This is a genomic window from Providencia sp. PROV261, from assembly GCF_028477945.1.
Lineage (GTDB): Bacteria > Pseudomonadota > Gammaproteobacteria > Enterobacterales > Enterobacteriaceae > Providencia > Providencia stuartii.
In genome coordinates this window covers 1-19,272 of the sequence record NZ_JAMPMC010000052.1, presented here as the reverse complement: position 1 = coordinate 19,272, position 19,272 = coordinate 1, and the positions used below count along the sequence as shown (strand labels likewise).

22 protein-coding genes are annotated in these 19,272 nt (G+C 40.0%); 19 read left to right on the top strand and 3 right to left on the bottom strand.

Annotated elements, in window-relative coordinates; genetic code table 11:
* The first annotated feature begins 251 nt into the window (after positions 1-251).
* From PR675_RS19680 to PR675_RS19600, 18 genes are all read left to right on the top strand, one after another.
* The gene (locus tag PR675_RS19680; protein ID WP_014656238.1) at positions 252-593 is read left to right on the top strand and encodes a phage holin family protein; all 342 of its coding nucleotides are present in this window, start codon (positions 252-254) and stop codon (positions 591-593) included.
* Entirely contained in the window at positions 593-988 is a 396-nt protein-coding gene (locus tag PR675_RS19675; RefSeq protein ID WP_004921025.1) for a M15 family metallopeptidase, read from the top strand. Before PR675_RS19680 ends, PR675_RS19675 begins: the two co-directional genes overlap by 1 nt.
* 62 nt (positions 989-1,050) lie before the next feature.
* Positions 1,051-1,362 (top strand): hypothetical protein, encoded by a 312-nt coding sequence (locus PR675_RS19670; protein ID WP_014656237.1) that lies wholly within the window; start codon positions 1,051-1,053, stop codon positions 1,360-1,362.
* The gene (gene lysC, locus PR675_RS21065; RefSeq protein WP_282551551.1) at positions 1,280-1,513 is read left to right on the top strand and encodes an Rz1-like lysis system protein LysC; all 234 of its coding nucleotides are present in this window, start codon (positions 1,280-1,282) and stop codon (positions 1,511-1,513) included. Before PR675_RS19670 ends, lysC begins: the two co-directional genes overlap by 83 nt.
* A gap of 98 nt (positions 1,514-1,611) precedes the next feature.
* On the top strand, positions 1,612-2,112 hold the full coding sequence (locus PR675_RS19665; RefSeq protein ID WP_014656235.1) for a phage neck terminator protein: 501 nt from the start codon (positions 1,612-1,614) through the stop codon (positions 2,110-2,112).
* The gene (locus tag PR675_RS19660) at positions 2,109-3,620 is read left to right on the top strand and encodes a DUF3383 domain-containing protein (RefSeq protein ID WP_060561113.1); all 1,512 of its coding nucleotides are present in this window, start codon (positions 2,109-2,111) and stop codon (positions 3,618-3,620) included. The genes PR675_RS19665 and PR675_RS19660 overlap by 4 nt, the downstream gene beginning before the upstream one ends.
* A 9-nt stretch (positions 3,621-3,629) precedes the next feature.
* Entirely contained in the window at positions 3,630-4,064 is a 435-nt protein-coding gene (locus tag PR675_RS19655) for a phage protein (protein WP_004921015.1), read from the top strand.
* The gene (locus tag PR675_RS19650; RefSeq protein WP_014656233.1) at positions 4,064-4,456 is read left to right on the top strand and encodes a phage tail assembly chaperone; all 393 of its coding nucleotides are present in this window, start codon (positions 4,064-4,066) and stop codon (positions 4,454-4,456) included. Before PR675_RS19655 ends, PR675_RS19650 begins: the two co-directional genes overlap by 1 nt.
* A 144-nt stretch (positions 4,457-4,600) precedes the next feature.
* Positions 4,601-6,385, top strand: coding sequence for a hypothetical protein (locus PR675_RS19645; protein ID WP_060561112.1), 1,785 nt, complete (start codon positions 4,601-4,603; stop codon positions 6,383-6,385).
* A gap of 82 nt (positions 6,386-6,467) precedes the next feature.
* On the top strand, positions 6,468-7,199 hold the full coding sequence (locus PR675_RS19640) for a phage baseplate protein (protein WP_060561111.1): 732 nt from the start codon (positions 6,468-6,470) through the stop codon (positions 7,197-7,199).
* A complete protein-coding gene (locus PR675_RS19635) occupies positions 7,196-7,534 on the top strand; it encodes a phage baseplate plug family protein (RefSeq protein WP_272582903.1) in 339 nt (112 codons plus the stop codon). The genes PR675_RS19640 and PR675_RS19635 overlap by 4 nt, the downstream gene beginning before the upstream one ends.
* On the top strand, positions 7,509-8,333 hold the full coding sequence (locus tag PR675_RS19630; RefSeq protein ID WP_060561110.1) for a phage protein: 825 nt from the start codon (positions 7,509-7,511) through the stop codon (positions 8,331-8,333). Before PR675_RS19635 ends, PR675_RS19630 begins: the two co-directional genes overlap by 26 nt.
* Positions 8,330-8,986, top strand: a complete 657-nt coding sequence (locus PR675_RS19625; protein ID WP_060561109.1) for a Gp138 family membrane-puncturing spike protein — start codon at positions 8,330-8,332, stop codon at positions 8,984-8,986. The genes PR675_RS19630 and PR675_RS19625 overlap by 4 nt, the downstream gene beginning before the upstream one ends.
* Positions 8,986-9,348, top strand: a complete 363-nt coding sequence (locus PR675_RS19620; protein ID WP_004920995.1) for a hypothetical protein — start codon at positions 8,986-8,988, stop codon at positions 9,346-9,348. The genes PR675_RS19625 and PR675_RS19620 overlap by 1 nt, the downstream gene beginning before the upstream one ends.
* The gene (locus PR675_RS19615) at positions 9,332-10,456 is read left to right on the top strand and encodes a baseplate J/gp47 family protein (RefSeq protein ID WP_004920993.1); all 1,125 of its coding nucleotides are present in this window, start codon (positions 9,332-9,334) and stop codon (positions 10,454-10,456) included. Before PR675_RS19620 ends, PR675_RS19615 begins: the two co-directional genes overlap by 17 nt.
* Positions 10,449-11,105 carry a DUF2612 domain-containing protein gene (locus PR675_RS19610; RefSeq protein WP_272582902.1) on the top strand — a complete coding sequence of 219 codons (657 nt, stop codon included), beginning with the start codon at positions 10,449-10,451 and terminating at the stop codon, positions 11,103-11,105. Before PR675_RS19615 ends, PR675_RS19610 begins: the two co-directional genes overlap by 8 nt.
* Positions 11,092-12,738, top strand: a complete 1,647-nt coding sequence (locus PR675_RS19605) for a tail fiber protein (RefSeq protein WP_060561107.1) — start codon at positions 11,092-11,094, stop codon at positions 12,736-12,738. Before PR675_RS19610 ends, PR675_RS19605 begins: the two co-directional genes overlap by 14 nt.
* Positions 12,738-13,355 carry a tail fiber assembly protein gene (locus tag PR675_RS19600; protein WP_060561106.1) on the top strand — a complete coding sequence of 206 codons (618 nt, stop codon included), beginning with the start codon at positions 12,738-12,740 and terminating at the stop codon, positions 13,353-13,355. The genes PR675_RS19605 and PR675_RS19600 overlap by 1 nt, the downstream gene beginning before the upstream one ends.
* Positions 13,356-13,700: 345 nt before the next feature.
* Here the strand turns inward: PR675_RS19600 and PR675_RS19595 are convergent, their stop codons facing one another.
* Positions 13,701-13,955 (bottom strand): hypothetical protein, encoded by a 255-nt coding sequence (locus PR675_RS19595; RefSeq protein WP_060561105.1) that lies wholly within the window; start codon positions 13,953-13,955, stop codon positions 13,701-13,703.
* Positions 13,956-14,624: 669 nt separating this feature from the next.
* Between PR675_RS19595 and PR675_RS19590 the strand changes: the two genes are divergently transcribed.
* Complete coding sequence (locus PR675_RS19590) at positions 14,625-15,290, top strand: DUF7822 domain-containing protein (RefSeq protein ID WP_060561104.1); 666 nt, start codon at positions 14,625-14,627, stop codon at positions 15,288-15,290.
* 562 nt (positions 15,291-15,852) lie between these two features.
* On the opposite strand, the gene PR675_RS19585 is transcribed toward PR675_RS19590, so the two are convergent.
* Both PR675_RS19585 and gltP read right to left on the bottom strand, forming a co-directional pair.
* Positions 15,853-16,806, bottom strand: coding sequence for a glycoside hydrolase family 6 protein (locus tag PR675_RS19585; RefSeq protein ID WP_060561103.1), 954 nt, complete (start codon positions 16,804-16,806; stop codon positions 15,853-15,855).
* A 441-nt stretch (positions 16,807-17,247) separates the two neighbouring features.
* Complete coding sequence (gene gltP / locus PR675_RS19580) at positions 17,248-18,555, bottom strand: glutamate/aspartate:proton symporter GltP (RefSeq protein WP_004920976.1); 1,308 nt, start codon at positions 18,553-18,555, stop codon at positions 17,248-17,250.
* Positions 18,556-19,272: the final 717 nt, after the last annotated feature.

The window sequence follows — 19,272 nt, the reverse complement described above, 5'->3', positions numbered from 1 at the left end:
ATTAATCTGTTAATACTGAGCGTTTTCAATCAGGTCAATTATGAATGAATCCTTAATGAATAGGACTAATATTTTTTACTGATTAATGAAACTATGTTTATGAAAAGAGTATTTTACTGAATGAAAACTTTATCTCTTTGTTATATGCCTTTTATTTAAAATAATGCTTATTAATTATTCAGTATGGTTCAATAAAGTTATCATGGTAAAAGAAACTTTTATTAGAACACTTATATAAAGTGAATAGATTTATGCCTGACAAATATGAATGGTGGGAGCCAATTTTGCGTTGGCTACAATATTATCTTCCGCTTATTGGCGGATTTTCTATTGCAACAACGATTGCCTATATTCGTGAACGACGCGAAGGGATGCTTTGGAAACAATCTTTATTGGAAGCGTTGATGTGTGGTTTGCTGAGTGTGGGCACAATCCGGTTTATTGAATGGTGGTTAGCACAAAATGGCAATACCGAGTCTTGGAGCTTATTAGCCGAATTTTGTGGTGTTGTGATCGGTTTTTTAGGAACAAAAAAACTCTATGGCATCTTTGAGATGATCATCCAATTTATTAAAAATCGATTTGGAGTTTAATGATGAATCAATTTTTTCTTAGCCAGCGTAGTGAACAAAACTTACGGGGTGTGCATCCTGATTTAGTCAAAGTGGTGCGCCGAGCGATCAAATTGAGCCGTGTTGATTTCATGGTTATTGAAGGAAAACGCAATGAAGCTCGCCAACGGCAATTAGTGGCTAATGGACAAAGTCAAACGATGAATAGTCGGCACCTAACAGGGCATGCCGTCGACTGCGCTCCATTAATTCACCGTCAAATTCCATGGAATGATTGGTCTAAGTTCGAGCTGGTTGCTCGAGCAATGAAAAAGGCCGCGGCGGAATTAAACGTGGAAATTGAATGGGGAGGTGACTGGGTTAATTTTAAAGACGGACCACATTTTCAATTGTCATACCGCGCTTATCCTCTATGACATCGCTAACCAAGGTATTTACGGCGACCAGCCTGATCCTGGCTTTTTGGTTGTGGTGGGTAATGCGTGATTATGACAAGTTAAATCGCCAATATATGTCACTGAATCATCAAATGGCAGCGCAACAGGCTTTATTTAATGGGTATTTAAAATTTTCAGCACAACTCAATAAAATTACCAAAAATCATCTTAACCAACGAAATGAGGTGGATCTTAGTTCTGAACAAACCAAAGAAGTTATTAAAAAGAGGCTTTCTGACACTATTTGTGCCACTCATCGTGTGCCTAGTGATGCTACTGTCCAGTTGCACAAACATTCAGAAAGAATACGTTCCACAGCCGCAAATGGCGATCCCAGCTTATTTACTCGATGATTGTTTACCTCCGATTATTCCTCTCGAATTAACTTGGGGTGATTCGCTTCTACTGAATGAAACATTATTAACTATTATCGAACAATGTAATTTAGATAAGCAAGCCATCAGAGTGATTGAACAACAACGCCATGCCCTCTTTTTCAAGTAAGCGTTTATTACATCTTTAACTAATTGAATAGCAGATAAAACAACCGACTATCACCGATAGCGCGGAAGATTGTCTATGCCTAATTATTGGGAATTCACATGGAAACAACAACGCTTTCACGGCTCAACCTAGATAAATTGCGCCAAATTATCGTGCTGCTCACACGACTACCGGAAGAACGCGTTCTTGATGGCAGTGTTTATACCGATGTATCGAAATGGGATGACTTTATCACTGTCACGCCATTGGTATCTCATTCTATCGGTACGGAAGTTAAATTCGAAGCAGAAAACAGTAGAGAAGTGGTGACGACGACACGGGAAACCACGGTTTCGATTACCGCACAAGGTAAGCAGGCATTCTTATTGATTGAAGATTTAGCCGCGCAAATGCACACATACCTTGCTTTGCAACAACTTAAAGCCATGGGGGCGGGATTAGTTCACGGATCAGAAATTCAATATTTCCCCGAGGAGGAGCCTGAAGGAAAGCAACAAAGAGCACAGCTCAATTTAACACTATCACATATTCATCGTATCGAATCATCACTGACTTATGGTGAATCGGTCGTTATAACCACGCTAAAGGAACCATTATGAGTTTATCTATTAAAGAGATCATTAATGCACAAATTTTACCCCAAGCGGCAGCCGTACAACGTCGTGATCTAAGTATGATTGCGATTTTTACGTCTGAAATGGGCAATGCGTTTGTTGATGCATCTTCGCGTTATGTATTTGTTTCTAATGAACAAGATGTTGCTAATTTATTTGGTACAAAATCGGCAACCTATAAAGCAGCACAAGCACTGTTTTCTGCGCGCCCTAAATTGAAGCGTGCGATGATCGCGCGTTTTGCGAAAGAGAAACAGACAATTGCCGCAACCGCGAATGCGCTAAAAGGCTCAACGATTTCTGTTGGACTGAATGTATTAAAGGCGATTACTGATGGTGCAATGACTTTGAACCTTGCGGGCTCTGATATTTTACTGTCGGCCCTCGACTTTAGTAAAGCTATTGATTTTTCAGACATTGCAGAAGTTATTAATCAAAAGCTACCTAGTGATGCCAACGTACAAGCGGTGTGGGATGCCATCGGTAAGCGCATGATCATTCAATCGAAAACGGCAGGAGTAGATGCAAAAACGCGTTTCGGTTATGTGAAGCCATCCACTAGCGGTACTTATGTGGGTAATTTACTCAAATTGGAAGAATGCCAAGCTACGCTAACGGTGGGAGCCGCCGCACAAACTGTTAATGCTGAGCTACCTTCCGAAGCCTTGCATAAACTACAAAATGTCTATCAAAACTGGTATGGCGTCTATTTCGCAGACTCTCTCACCGATGAACAGCTTGATGATGCTCATGCATGGGTGACCGCGGCTGACTTAAAAGTTATGGCCTATACCGCGACGCGTGATGAGCAGATTGAGTGGAACAACAGTAACATACTGAAAAAGCTGTTTGATAAAAACAGTGGTCGGTTGATGGTGCAATTCAACAAAACGGGAGATAACCATGCCGGTGCTGAGTTGTTGGCGATTGCTGTTTCAACGGTTTGGCAAGGACAGAACACCGCAAAAACTGTCAAATTTAAGCAACAAACGTCGGTACGCTCTGACGATCGCGTGACTCAAGATGCGGCACAAAAATGCCGTCGTTTGGGGATCAATTTTTATACCGATTATGACGGTATCAATATGTTAGCTGAAGGCACGATGCTCGGCGGCACATTTATTGATGAAGTGATGGGGCTGGATGCGTTTATCGATGCGTGCCAAAAACAAGCCTTCACGACTTTACAAGCAAGCCCTACAAAAATTCCTCAAACCGATAAAGGCCAAGCGATGCTAATTGGCTCCTTGATTGTCATTGGCAACGAATTTAAACGCAATGGCTTCTTAGCAGGGGGGATCTGGCGTGGCAGTGATATTGGCGAGGTGACTTTTGGTGACCGCTTAGATGAAGGTTTCTATTTTTACTCGGATAGCTTTGATGTTCAGTCACAAGCGGATCGAGAAGCACGCAAAATGATGCCGATTATGTGTGCAATCAAGCTCGCGGGAGCGGGTCATTCAGCAGATTTATTAATTCAATTCAACCGCTAAGAGGTCACTATGTCTGTTTATAATCACAAAAGTCTTATGGTTAGTATCAATGGTTATGAAATCACAGCCTTTGATGAATCTGCAGATGCGCTATCAATTGCTCCTGTAGGCGATGATGGCGCTTGGACGTTCGGCGCTAATGGGCGTGGGGTTTATGTTTTTAGTGGTAACCAGTCGGGAATATTAACACTGAAGTTACTGCAACACTCTGCAGATAATCATTTTTTATCGAATCTACGTAATCAAATGCTCAGCAGCCAATCTGCTCCCGCGCCGCTTGAATTGTATATCAAGGATACGTGGAACGGTGATGAGATTGTGGGGCATGTTGGCTTTTTCACAACACCGCCGACGCAAACTCGTGGGGCTGGCCATAATGCGCAGTCATGGGTGATCCAATTTGAGCGTGTGATCACTAAATTGGGTAAAGGAGCCTTTAACTGATGGAAAAAGATAACATCACTTATGAGCATCGTCATAGCAACTTTATCGAAGCGAAAACCCATGCCATGAAGCTATTGGGGATGCTAAAAGGTTGCATTGCAATGAATGGTGAACAGGTTGATATCGATGTGGGGGGCGTACTTGCCAATATTGGCTCCACAGAAATGCAAGGTGTCGAAAAATTCATCTTAAAATGGGTGATAGCAAAAGATGCCGATGGCAATGTTATTCAGCTTGATAAAGTGGATGTGTTTAATACCCATTTTAATACTTATCGTTCCCATTATTATCCACTTATTGTTAATGGCCTAGTTTTTCATTTTGCTGATTTTTTGCCCGATGGAGTCGCATCCAAGGTAAATATGCCCAGTTTGGTCAATCTGACGGCATAACAGATGTAGATTGGTTAAAAATGCTGCCCATTATGGAAGGCAAATATACCGGTCATGATCTTAGAACGACAGCAACGCTCGGCGATGTGCTTGATTTTCATGAGGCCTATGTCGAGCGTTTGTTGTCTCAGCAGAGGGCAGAAGATGGGAATCGAACAACTTCTAACCATTATCGGTCTTAATGAAGAGCAAGTGGTTAAACTAAAAGGTGTCGTCACTGCCCTCGGCGCGGCGGCGACTTCAACGGCAACAGTTATTGGCCAATTAGGTGAGAAATTAAGTAATGCGGGTTTAACGATTGATAATTTGAAAGCAGTGGTTTCTGGTCTCGTGACGGCTATTGATTTTATGTCGAATAAATTCTTTAGCTTTATTGGTGGCGCGGTAGCAGGGGCGAGAGAGCTCTCTCAGGAAAAAAGTGTGTTATTTACCATTTCTGAGAAAGAATTACAGCAAGCTGATGAATATCAATCAGTCACGAAGAAAACTAGCTTATCAATAGAGTCAATAAAAACGAAACTCGTACTAGGGCTACTCCCTAACTTAACGGAGGTGATTAATCGCTTTAATGAATGGCTAGATGCGAATAAGGCACTGATATCAGAGGGATTAACTCAGCTGGTCGTGTGGGGGAGTAAAGGCATACAAGCGATAGGGAATGCGGGTCGTGCCATTAATCTCTTAGTCGAAAAAACCATAGGTTGGAAAGCTGCAATCATTGGCGTTATAGCAGTGTTAGCGGCCTTTAAAAAAGCCGCTTTAATAGCCTTTGCCGCGAACCCTGTCATGTGGGTTGCGGCTGCGGTGGCTGGACTGATGGTGCTGCTCGGGGATCTCATAGCTTATCTAGACGGTGGTGAGTCACAATTTAGTGAGTTTTGGGCGCCAGCCATTGAATGGATACAGTCAGTATTAGCTTGGTGGAATACTTTTTATGCTGAAAATAAACTGATTTTCGATGGCATTGCTCAAGCATGGGCGCTCACTATCGATAGTGCTGTGATGATTTTCCGTGGCTTCTTTAAATATATAGGTAATGCCTTAAAGCTACTCTTTGGCTTATTCAGTGGTAATACGGCGATGATGGGGGAAGCATGGGAGGGCATGACCGAGGGATTGAAGGAGATTTGGGCAGGATTTGAACACTACTTTCATGGTTTTGCCACGGCATTTTTAGCATTATGGCAAGTGCTTATCCAAGGGGTTATTCAGGCTTGGGATGTCATTAAAAATGCAGCGAAAATGGCTTTTGAATGGGTATTGAGTGTTGCAAAAACCTTTATTGATGGTTTAAGTACAGTATTTTTTGCGATTATCGATTACCTATTGGCGCCATTTCAGTCAGCGTTTGATTTGATACAATCGTTATATGAAATATTCACCGACGATTCAACGTCATGGACGGAAAAACTTAATTTAGCATTTGCCGCAATTCAGGAGTTCTTAACCGCACCATTTAAAGCGGGATGGGAATTTATTAGAAATCTTTTTGATCTCAGTGATACCGATATTGGCAAGTTTATTCATGATCTTGCGAATACGTTTAATGGGGTGACTGAATTAATTAAAAAGCCTTTCGAGTTGGCATTTAATTGGGTAAACCAAAAGCTTGATGAGTTGACATCGGGTATTATTTCAATATTAAAAGCACTGGGTATTATTGACGATAAATATCAAAGTGAAAAAAAATTAGTACAAATCTCAAATCTTGCTGGCGGCTTAATTAAGCAAAACCTAGCTGATCCCAATTTATCTAATGTCACAACTAGCAATCATAAGAGCATTGTTGTTAACCAAGGGGATGTTAATGTGAAACAAGATATTCATACCATGGATAGCCGACAAGCGGGTGTATTGGCGGTAGAGGGGATCAATCAATATGTTAATGAGATTGCATACCATTCCTTAAAGAGTGCGAATGCTGATTAACCCGCCGTTTTAAAGAATGAGTTGGGTTCAATTCAACTGATAAGGTCACTTAATGTGGCCTTTTTTATTTAGGCAATAGATTATGGATATTACAAGCGGAATATTTACTGGTCGAGCGTCTGTTATTACAAGAACGATTGGTCAGTTTGAACTTGATTGTACGATCCGCGAGACTCATACCTCTGCATTAAGGATCACAAAAAACCCCGTTGAATCGGGGGCTGATATTGCTGATCACGCATTTCTTGAGCCGAAATCACTGAGTATTACGGGAACGGTAGTGGGCTATGAACCTGCGAAATATTTTAATGATTTTTTAGGGTTCGATACCGAGGCTATGGGGGAATACCCTCTGCCGTTAGAAATATCGTCATCAATACGGCAAGCGGAAGCGATGCTGGGGCAATATATAACGATAGGACGGGTGTTAGCCAATAAAGTGCAGAAGGTGATTGCACCTTGGTATCCGGATGTATTGAAACCTTTTGCTGATAGTTCGCAGACATTAGATCGTGCTGGTCGTGCTTATGAATCATTATTGGCAATACAAAAAATGGGGGAGCCGATTGATGTACAAACAGGGCTTCGTTTGTACAAGAATATGATGTTAACCAGTATTGGCGCGACACAGGATAAGCCTGGGGCGGTTGAATTTAGTTTAAATTTAGAGGAAGTGTTTATTGTCGAGAGTCAGACGGCAAAAGGATTACACCCTGATTTAAAACAACAACCTCAAAAAAGTAATATGGGAAGAACTCAGCCTGAGGCCAAATCTGCCCATACTTTCCGTGAAGCATTAGGGGGACGTTCATGATTTATGAAATACCCGTATCTAACGAGCCGATCCAAGAGCAATTATTTACCTTATTTGGTAAGGCCTTAAAGTTAACTTTGTACTACAACAAAATTTCAAAAAATTGGCAGTTTGATTTATTCGACACCAATGAGAATAAAGTTATTACACAAATGCAAGGATTAGCTGTTAATGCTCCTTCATTAATAGAGAAAAATCTCCCCTTTATTTTGACGTTAAGTGATAAATCACGTTTTGATATTAATTCAATATCACAAAGTGAATTAGGTGAAAGGCTTTTGCTCTATATTGTTGATAAAGGATTTTGGTATGAAACAATTAGGCAGACAACTTAAGCTTGTTATTGGTAATGATGATGAATCTTTCGAAATAACACAATTACGCGTCACGTTTGATATCAAAAAAACATTAACACCAGAGCCTAACCCTGCTGTTATCCGTATTTACAACCTTAATGCGTCACATCGAAACTTATTAACCAGCAAGGTATTTAATCGGGCAGCACTTTCGGTTGGTTATGAAGAGCTGCAACTAATTTATGCAGGGGATATTATTGAGATTAAGGTAACTGAAAGTGCGGAAGATATTATTTGTGAATTAATTTGTGGCGATGGGTTTAAGGCTTATACCTGTACATTAGTTAATAAAACATTATCTTCGGGTAATCGCGATCGTGATATTTTAACAGAAAATGCGCAGGCGATGGATATTGATATTGGTGTTATAGAGTTGCCAAATGATCGTCAACTTCCGCGTGCAAAAGTGATGTTTGGTGATGCAAGGGAATTACTGCATAAAATCGCGAAAAATAACCAGTCAGATTGGTCTATTCAGGATGGGCAACTCATGTTATTGCCAAAACAAAAGGTGATAACGGATAACGAAAGTTTTGTTTTATCGCAAGAAACGGGGCTAATTGGTAAACCCGAAAAAAGTGAAGATGGCTTGACGATAACCTGTTTATGTCATCCTACATTAAAAATTGGTGCCCTCATTCGGCTTCAATCCATTACATCTGAATTTAATGGTGACTATAAAATTACGGAGCTAAGTCATACGGGCGATTTTATGGAGAGGGATTGGTATAGCAGGCTCGTTTGTGTTGATGGTACGTTTGATAAGGTGAAACAATGAAACAGCCAACACTTCTTGATGTGATGAATCAACACGCTCAGAACCAGCGCTACGATATTCATACTGCGTTGCCTGGTAAATTACTGTCTTGCAATGGGCATAGTGCGACGGTTGAATTAATGATCAGCCATGTCACTAAAGAGGGAAAAGTGATTGCGTTGCCGCCGTTAGTTGATGTTCCGGTTGGATTTTATCGGGGAGGTGGTTTCTGTGTCACAGTGCCTGTACGTGAGGTGGATGAGGGGCTGGTGATTTTTGCCGAGCGTTGCATTGACGGCTGGTATGTTTCCGGTAAACAGTCGCAACCGCTTGATCACCGTTTTCATGACCTATCCGATGCCTTCTTTTTACCTCAAGGTAGTAGTCAACCCAATAAAATTCCTAATTATTCGAGTGATTCACTATCGCTACAAACGGATGATGGCTCGACGTTTATTCGTATGCAGTCGGGAAAGATCATGATTAAAGGCGATATTGAACACCAAGGTAATTATCAGTTAACAGGTAATGCGTTGATTAAAGGTAACCATTCAGTGAATGGTAATAGTGAATCATCCGGCGGCACACTTAAACATAATGGCAAAAATATTGGCGATACCCACACGCACAGCGGAGTGCAAACGGGAGGAGGCAATACAGGAGGTCCTAACTAATGAAAGTACGTCGGCTTGATGATAACCATGATTGGTGTTTTGGGCGAGGGAGAGCAGATTACAACATTCGCTCGGAAGCTATCGCACAATCGGTGCTAACTCGCCTATTGTCATTGAAACAGGATTGGTTTCTTAATCGCGAACATGGCATTAAATGGTTCGATTATTTACGCAAAAACCCTAATTTGATAGCGATGGAGGCTGAAATAAAAGCGAGTGTATTAAATACGCAAGGGGTTGAGCAAATTACCGAATTTGATATTCAACTCAATCCTGATACAAGGTTGATGGCGATATCAGTCACTTATATTGATATTTACGGCCATAAAAAAGAGGTAATGACAGATGCTCCAAATTACTGAAACGGGCATAGTGATTGATAAGCTGACTGACGTTCACCAACGCTTAACGGAAGGATTTAAACGCATTTATGGGGATGATATTAATCTCGATGCCGATAGTCCTGACGGCCAAATGATCGGTTTATTTTCTCAAGAGATAGATAATATTAATCAAGCAATTGCCCTGATAGCGCAGATGCTTGACCCCTATAAGGCCATTGGGTCATGGCTAGAACAACGCGCAATGTATGCCGGCATTGTTCGCCGAGGGGCCGATTACAGTTATCTCAATGAGGTGGTGATCACAGGTAAACAGGGCGTTACCGTACATAAAGGAAGCTTATTGTCTGATGATAATCGCACCAAGTGGGTCACATTGGCGGATGTCACGTTAGGGAGTAACGGCTCCGCAAGAGTGGATCTACGAAGTCAGGAGCTTGGCGCTTTTTCGTTGCCAGCAAATCGCCCCTTAACCATGGACACGGTGACCATTGGGGTTGATAGCATCACAACCACAAAAGCGGCAAAAGAGGGCGCTTTTGAGGAAACGGATGGCAATTTGTTATTACGCTTTATGCGTTCGCATGCCATCAATAATCATGATGATTATCAAGGATTAGAAGGCGCTCTGCTTGATTTACCGGATGTAAAACAAGCTAAGGTCTACGAAAACTACACCAATCAAACGGATGAAAAAGGCATTCCACCGCACACATTAAATGCCGTTGTTATTGGTGGCCATGATAATGATATTGGGCGAACGATTTTAAGTAAGAAAGTGGGCGGGTGTGGGGTATTTGGGCGTATCAGTAATACACAAACGTATGCTGGCGCACCGCGAACCGTCTATTTTGATCGCGCCGCTTTGGTGAATGTTAAAGTCAAATTACTACTTGAACGAGTGGGGGGCTTCCATGATATCGATACCGATGCCATTAAAGCCGCGTTAGCCGCCACTGAATTTGATATTGGTGAATCGGTTTATGCGATGCGTTTAACTTGCCAAGTAAATGCAGTACAAGGCTTTTACATTAAATCAATTACCGTAAATGGGCGCGATGCTGTTTCAATAGGGGTTCGCCAATGCGCACAAATCAGGCCAGAAGATGTGGAGGTGCTGATTGAGTAAACCACGCGAAGACTTTTTGATTTGGCAGTACCGAGGAAAACCTAAAGCCCGACAAACCGTCGGGCTTTTGCTTTCTGAAACAAAACAACTCTTTGAATCGGTCATTACGTTATCGACCATTTTAAATATCGACACTGCTACGGGGTATGGACTCGATTTAATCGGCAAACATGTCGGTATTCATCGGGTCATGAAATCATTGGTGCCGAAAGACTATTTTGGCTTTCGGGGGATTGAAGGCGCGCTAGGCTTCAATATTGGGGCCTTTTATCGTTATGGTGATTCACTCAAAGGATCATCGGTATTGGGTGATGATGATTACCGCTTTTTTATCAAAGCCAAGATCATTAAAAATTACCAAAAACCCGATATCGCCAATATTACCTATTCCTTACGTCACTTATTGGGGGAGCAAGCCTTTATTATCGACAATTATGATATGTCGATGAATGTGGTTATCCCTGCCAATTATTTAACACCGTTTCGGTTCCATGCCATCAAAGATCTCGATATTTTATCGAGGCCTATAGGTGTTAATTATCAATATCTCGTTATTACCGATGCACACCCATTTGGTTGGGCGGAGGATCAATCGGCATTTGGTTTTAACGATGGAAAATTCACGAGGTTAATGAATGTCAGTCATTAAAAAGCCAGACTTAAAAATATTCGCGCAAGATGCGAAAACGGGGGAAATTGAAACATTCCCAGATGTATTGCGTGGGTGGGGGATTACTTTAGACAGAACTGCTGGTAAGCCGCCATTGGAATGGTTTAACGCCATAGGTAAGCGTGTTGATGAGTGGTTGATGTATTTGACGCAGCGTGGCGTCGCTGAGTGGGATGCGACGCTATCTTACCCAAAAACGGCCATCGTTCAGTGGAATGGGGTTATCTATGTTTCCAATAAAGAAACGAAAGGGGAGCAACCGGATAAATCGCAAGCTGCATGGTCTACGCTGGGTGTGTTTTTGGGGTTGGGTAACTATTACACTAAAACAGATACGGACACTAAATTTCAACTTAAAGGTAATTATGCACTAAAAGGGGAAAGCTACACTAAAGTTGAATCGGATACTCGATTCCAACCTAAAGGTAATTACCTCCCGTCAGGCTACAGTTATTCAAAATCAGAGTCTGATACTAAGTATCAACCAAAGGGGAATTATGCCCCAGCGGGAGATTATGCGACAAATACGGCGCTAAAAAATGGGTTAAATGGAAAGCTAAATAGCTTCATGCCGGTGGCGACGGGTGCGCTGAGAGTTGTATCTGAAGGTGACTATGCTGGTGCGAATTTTGAGAGGGCCGACGGTTATCGATTAACGCTTGAGACCCTACCTGAATCATACGCAAGCTTCGGAATTCTTCATTATAAAGACAAGTCTGGTAAATTAATTAATTCGATTTATATACCTAAAAAATCCGGCAATATGATGCTTGACAGTGATGGATACGTTCCAAAGGGCTGGAGTAATTATCACGGCTTTATGAAGTGTGGCAGGATGGAGGCGAGGGTAGGTAAGGGGGGCGCAAATGTTAATATCGCCGATGATTTCCCTGTCGGTGTTACTGCTGGAATTACAACATTTAAAGATTATGGGATTGGCTCTTCTGTTTATGATTATGGTGCTCTCATAACTGCCAGAGGATGGCAAGATCCAACTGGAGCTAGCGCACAGGCGCAGTTGCTAGTAACAAATGTAGGTATATGCGGTAGGACGGCATACAAGAATGGTGATAATAAAAGTCAATTTCATCCGGTTGCATGGAAAGCCTTTACTGACAAAAACACAACAAAAGACCACAACGGAAATTTAAAAGTTTCAGGTTCATCATCTGAATTAAGTGATTGCCCTGTGGGAGCACCTATCCCTTGGCCTCAAGCCACGGCCCCTACCGGATATTTAATCTGCAACGGTCAGGCATTTAATAAAACGACTTACCCTTTGCTTGCTAAAGCTTACCCATCTGGAAAATTACCTGATCTACGTAGTGAATTTATCCGAGGTCTTGATGCTGGTCGTGGAATTGATGCAAATCGAACTGTATTGAGTCATCAATTAGATGCCATGGAGAAAATATATGGAACGACTTCGACAGATTCATTGAATAACACCGCAACTGGCCCCTTTCAATTAGGTAGTGGTAATGGAAGTCAGTCTGCTAGTAATCAAGGCAGTTCGCGCTTATTGATTTTTGATACTTCGCGTTCGAACCGCACTGCGGCAGAAACAAGACCCCGTAACATTGCATTTTTATATATCGTGAGAGCAGCATAATGAAAAACTACAATTTAGAAATTGAACAAGCAGAAATCGGTCAAAATGGTTTAGCAACAAAAGCCGGTTGGATTAAAACGTATATTGCAGACCCGACCACTCGTGAATATCTCAATGCAAATATGGAATATATTTACTTTGATGTCAGCGTGTCCGCGGGAGCTTATACCGACGCACCTGAACTACCAACCAAAACAGGTTTTGCCATTGTGCGTAGTGAAGATGGCTCAAAATGGGAAATTGTGGCTGATCATCGCGGGAAAACAGCGTACAACACAGAGACCCGTCAGCCTGTTGAAGTCGATTTTATCGGCGATTTACCTGAAACACTCACACTCTTAGAGCCAAAAACAGAATTTGATAAGTGGAACGGTAAAAAATGGGTCACTGACACAGAAGCCCAAAAAGCCGCATTAATCGCGCAGGCTGAACAGGAGAAATCACAACGACTGGATGAAGCAAATAATATGCTGACTTATCTGCAAGACTCCATCGATACAGGACTGGCAACCGATGAAGAAGCCGCAGCGCTGCAAGCGTGGAAAAAATACCGCGTTTTACTAAATCGTGTTGATACTTCTTTAGCACCTAATATTGAGTGGCCGGAAAAACCGTAATTTTTACTTATCCATAGCCGCTTTATGAAAAGCGGCTATTTTAAAATGCATCGGCTATTCTATTTCATAAAAAGCCTTGTTATGTCCGTTTAGTCACATTGAGAGAAGCAGCTTTATTCCTAATATAGGCATTCCGATAAATTATTTTTTATTTATGCGGAGTGTAATGACATGGTAGTGAAAGCCACTGATAACCCCTTTAAACAAGAATAAACTGGACTTTTTATCAAATACACACTAAATATTTTTATATGTCCACCATACTAGTATTACGCGTATCATTTTCCAGTGATTACCAATTAACAGAGTATTGCTAGTTATTCAATTCATAAAATGGCTGATATATTAATTGATAAGCTGGCCTATTTTATAAATATAGCCTTTCTGCATCATTAGGCCAGTCATCATATAGATGGTCAGTATAAAGTAAAAAGCATTCTGTGATGACCCTATTAAGTACCTTATGGTGACAATATCCCCTTCCGTTGAACGTACCTCCCAAATATTGCTTTTATAAAGTTTTGTGACTGTCATTGAACAACCGCCCATCACACTCATCGCTTTTTGAGTATCGTTAATAAGATCAAATAGCTCCCCCATTGAGTCGTAAACCTTCATTGTATCGATATGATAATAGTATTCAGGGCTGTTACGTCGAAATCCGCAAGCCACATTAATTTGAAGATCAGTGTAATGGCTATATTTATTGGTTAATTGCTCAAAATCATCCTGATAAGGTCTTTATTGTTATTTGGGCATTGTGTTGCGCTGCTTGGATATAAGGAGCCTCATCGAACTCAAATAATGTTGCAGCTATCTCTAGGGTTGAGTTCACAATAAAAGCGTATAAAACTGTACCGTAATATTTGCCTTGAGGTGTTTGTACCGTTGCATTTTCTTCTATTTGAAAAGCTTGTTTAGGGTCAAAAGATGCTTTATCGGGGAAAACAGCGCCTATACTTTCTGTTATTTTTATGAGCTGAGCGCCTGTAAGTTGTATCGATGCCCTTAAAGGATCCTTTAAAAAAATACGTATATTGATTATAAAGTTCAGAAGTGATCAGCGATACGTATCACCGTATTTATTCTCCACTGAAAAATAGTGTATTGCGGTAGGAAATAAGTAAATCATCAGATAATTCCTGAAAATATTTCTAATGATATTCAAAAATAATTATCGGCTAATAAAGTTAGGCCTAGTTATTGCTATATCACTTTGAGATTGCTAGAGTCATTTCGCTTAAGCATTTTTATATAAAAGGATATTTTATGGCAAACCGCTCTTACCTTTACAGTATATCTAATCAACCAAGCTCTTATTATGACCGACCAGATATTGCGAATGGACTTTCTGAATGGTCATATGCAATACCAATGACCTATCGTATATTGATGTCTGGAAACCCAAAATTATGTGAGTCACTGCTATATCATGGGTACGATCATGAAGAAGAAGGGGAAAAAACACCTTTTTATGCGTTGACAAGTGATTTTGATATCGGGTTTGCAAGATTAAAGAAATTTTTTACCTCAATTGAACCGTTATTTTTAGAAAATGGTTATGATGCGAGTAAAGAAATCAAAGAAGCCCTTGAATTTTTAGAGCAGCATAAACAGCCATTTTTGCTATTAGAAACGATTGAATTAGATATGATGCTGACGGAAGGAGCGGATAATTTACGTCAAGCAGTTGAAAATGAAATACAAAGATGTTTACTGGTGGGGCGGGGCATTGATGCAATACCAGATGATAAAGAAACGGCAATTGAGGTAATTAAATGGGCAGCATCTGACCCAGAAAATTTATTTTCTGCTATCAATTTTAATAGCGAATGTGACTATGTTGATGCAGGTTATCCGATGGGCTTATCTTATTGGGAATCTAGCCTATATTATAGGATCTTGAATAAAAAAGAGTTCGAAGAAGAGTCATAATACTATTGAAATATCATGCTATTGGGGGATTAATATAGATATTTTCGATACAATCCCCCTATTGTCTGCGATTAACGCCGCGTAGCATAGCGTTTTTTATGCTTAACGAAAGATAATTGATAGTGAGTTAACTTTACGATAAAGAGAGCAAATAGGCTCACTCAAATAGCGTTATTGCCTTTGTTTCAATTTCCGATAGATGAATGGGCTATATAAAACGATAGCTAGAATGATATAGCCTAATACCCATTTGAGTTGAAACCCATGAAAATATAGGCCAATAAAAGCAATGAGTAATATTGTAATTCTAATACCGAAAAGCTGAAAAAGATTTAACAAGAGTTCAATACAAAAAGCAAAAAACCTAGCGACGGCCTCGAAAAGAGCATCCATATTTTATCCCTATTCTCCACTGTTTTTATTGGCACTCATGGTACAGCATTAAGTTAAATTATCGTAGTGATAAATTGACACAAAATAATTTATCGGAAAAATGCCAATACCCATAACCTATTATCGGCACTTCTCCTGCGCTGACTTTCTCGCCTTGGTCTTGTATCTATTATTCCCCTTTAATCAGGCGTATCGCTAAATCAGGGCTAAAAACCCCTGCTTTAGGGCCGCCATGGCAATTAGCTGTTGGAGAAAAGTCGCCATCTGATTCCCCCGGTGGCTTTATCCAAGCGGTTTTAACGGTTGCTGAAATATCTTTTGGGCCTTCACCTATCTTACGGCCAAGTGGATTGCACCATTGATTTGGCAATGCTGGTGCACCATGACCATTGCGTGAGGTATCAATAATCATATTGGATTTTATCCCTATCAGCGCCATTAAAAATCGATTAATGTCTTCACCATATTTTATAGTGGGCTCGGTCGCATAGTAATTAGAAATATTGAGTGAAAAACCTGAGGCATCTTTTATTCCCGCTGCAATGAGTTGTTCTGCCATTGTTTTTGCGGGTTGCCACTTCATATTGCCAGCATCAAGGTATACATGCGCATTAGGACTTTTTATTTTAAATTGAGTCACAGCATATTTGAGTAAATCTGTTCTATCTTTGCGCTGCAATGGTGTTAGGCAACTCATATCCGCTAAGGCGTCAGGCTCTAAAATAACGGTAAGCTCAGTGTTTGAAATTGTTTTTGTTAATTGATTAATCCATGTTCGATATTTTTGGCTATTAGTAGTGTTGCTGGCGGAGGCTTGGCCTGAGCAATCGCGGTTAGGTAGAGCGTATAACACAAACATAAGCTGAGTTTTTTGCTTATCAGCTTGTGAAATATAACTTGTTATTTGCTGGGCTAATTCAGTCTCATTTTCATGGATTTTAGAAAGCCAAATAGCCGTAGGCACAGACGCTATTTTAGCCCGAATAGCCAGTGCTCTGGGATCGCTCTTGTTTTTTTCTACCCACAATGCGGCAGACGAGGTGGGATCAACGAAATACTCAGTTGCCATTAGGTTTCCGGTATAGCAAGCTGTAATTAAGCTTAAGAAAAGTATTTTATACATAATATCGACTCCGGATTTAATAAGAAAAAATGGCTATTAATTATTAATATTGGTAAATAGCTTAAATTAATTTCTGCCACAGTTAAAACGATATAAATAGATCGTTATTTAACGTGCCATACTAAACCGGATTGAATAATTCAAATTAACAGCGATATGTTAATAAAACAGTAAGTTAGAAAACAAATAATAGAATATATTTATATTATAATTTGAATAAGCTGATTTTTTAACATGCCTAGTCAGTAAAGTAAATATACTTACTCGCTGTTATTAAAAATTGTGTTGTTTATCACGGTTTTACATTAATAATCTAAGATGAAATTTAATCAATATATTAATAAGATCTCAATCGATGTTAGATTATAATTTTTAGGAAATAGATAAAAACACACCGAGTCGTTGCTCGGTGTGTGGAAAGGGATTGTGGATTATCAACCGTTAAAAGGTTTGCTCATACTCACGTGCTTTTTCTTCATCATAATTATGTTCCCACTTGGCAATTACCAAGGCTGCGAGGGCATTACCGACAACGTTTAGTGCAGTTCGAGCCATATCGAGAATACGGTCAACCCCAGCAATAAAGGCTAAACCCTCCAGTGGAATACCGACACTGCCTAAAGTGGCTAAGAGAACGACGAAGGAGACACCAGGTACGCCTGCAATACCTTTAGAGGTGATCATTAAGGTAAATACAAGGATAAGCTCCTGGCCAATAGACAGTTCAATTCCATAGAGCTGAGCAATAAAGATGGCGGCAATACTTTGGTAGAGTGTTGAGCCATCAAGGTTAAATGAGTAGCCAATTGGTATAACGAAACTGGTTACTGATTTAGGTGCACCGTATTTTTCCATTTTATCCATGATACGTGGAAGCACGGTTTCAGAGCTTGCGGTGGAGTAGGCTAAAAGTAGCTCGTCTTTTAAAATTTTCATTAAGGTAAAAATATTAATTTTGCAATAACGAGCGACAATGCCAAGTACCACAATGGCAAAGAACAAAATTGCACAGTGAACCAGAATCACTAATTTTAGTAGTGGTACTAAAGAGGTAAAACCAAAGTTGGCGACAGTCACGGAGATCAGTGCAAAAACCCCGATAGGGGCATACAACATGATCATATTAGTGACGCGGAACATGGTTTCAGAAAAGGTTTGCAAAACGTCTAATAATGGTTGCTTCTTCTCTTTAGGTAATGAGGAGAGGCCCAAACCAAACAGGACGGCAAAGAAAATGACGGGTAGCATTTCCCCACTGGCCATAGAGGCAAAAATATTGCTCGGCACCATGGTTAAAATGGTATTGATAATACCCGAAGGGTGGCTTTCAACTTCTTGGGTGGTTTTTTCATATTGGGAGATATCAACTTGTGTCAACTGTGACATGTCAATACCAACACCAGGTTGGAAGATATTGGCGAAGCTTATCCCGACAACGATTGCAATAGTGGTGATAATTTCAAAATAGAGGATGGTTTTAAACCCGAGCGACCCAAGTTGTTTCGTATTTCCTACCCCCGCGATACCGACAATTAATGTTGAAATAACAATCGGAACAACGATCATTTTAATTAATTGTATAAATATTTTACCCGCGGGTGATAGAACATTAACGATTAACCAATCTTTATATTCTACGCTTTCATGCAAAAAAGCGCCTACGATAACACCTAAAATCAGTGCGACTAAAATTTGCCATCCTAGGCCAAATTTAAATGGTTTTTTTGTCGAAATGTGGTTTGAAGTCATAATGAAATCTCAAATATATTAATAATTTTTATGTTTGTACTTTTTCTATCGCAATTTTTATAGCGAATATTCGTTAAAACTACAACTGTTAGATCGTAAATATTGAGTTGTTTAGTCGATTAATTGAGCATGGCAATCATTATTTATCGTTGATTTGTATTAAATTGTAATAATTTTTTTCATAATTGATTTGCCACGGTGGAGTAAGAATGGGCTTGGTAGTTAAATGCTTAACCATCAATATTAATTAATTGTTTTCATTGTGTAACTAAAATGTTAAATATTGAGTGAGGATCATTCTAAATAAAACGAATGAATAGATTGTTTCTATTTATCTATTTAATGGATAAGGAAAATAAGTTATAGGCAGAAAAAGGCGATTATAAAAAATTAATTTTTTAAAATGATGTAAAATCTAAGTCAAGGAATTGTGTGATAGAGGCACTTGATCAACAGGGGAGGATGGAGTACCTATTGTATGAGAAAGAAACATAATAGATTATTGATTGAGCTTTGATTAGCCCTGATATGGGTTGACAACTTTTCGAGTGCTGTTTAGAACTTCATTGAGCATTTAGCACCACTGAGATTATGTGTATTTTATTCATTGGGAAATTTTAAGATTAATTGGTGATGGTACTTGGTATGTTTAATCGAATTAACATTTTTATCTTCTCGATAGTATTACTTCCAGTGACTGCTCCCCGCCCTTTCGGG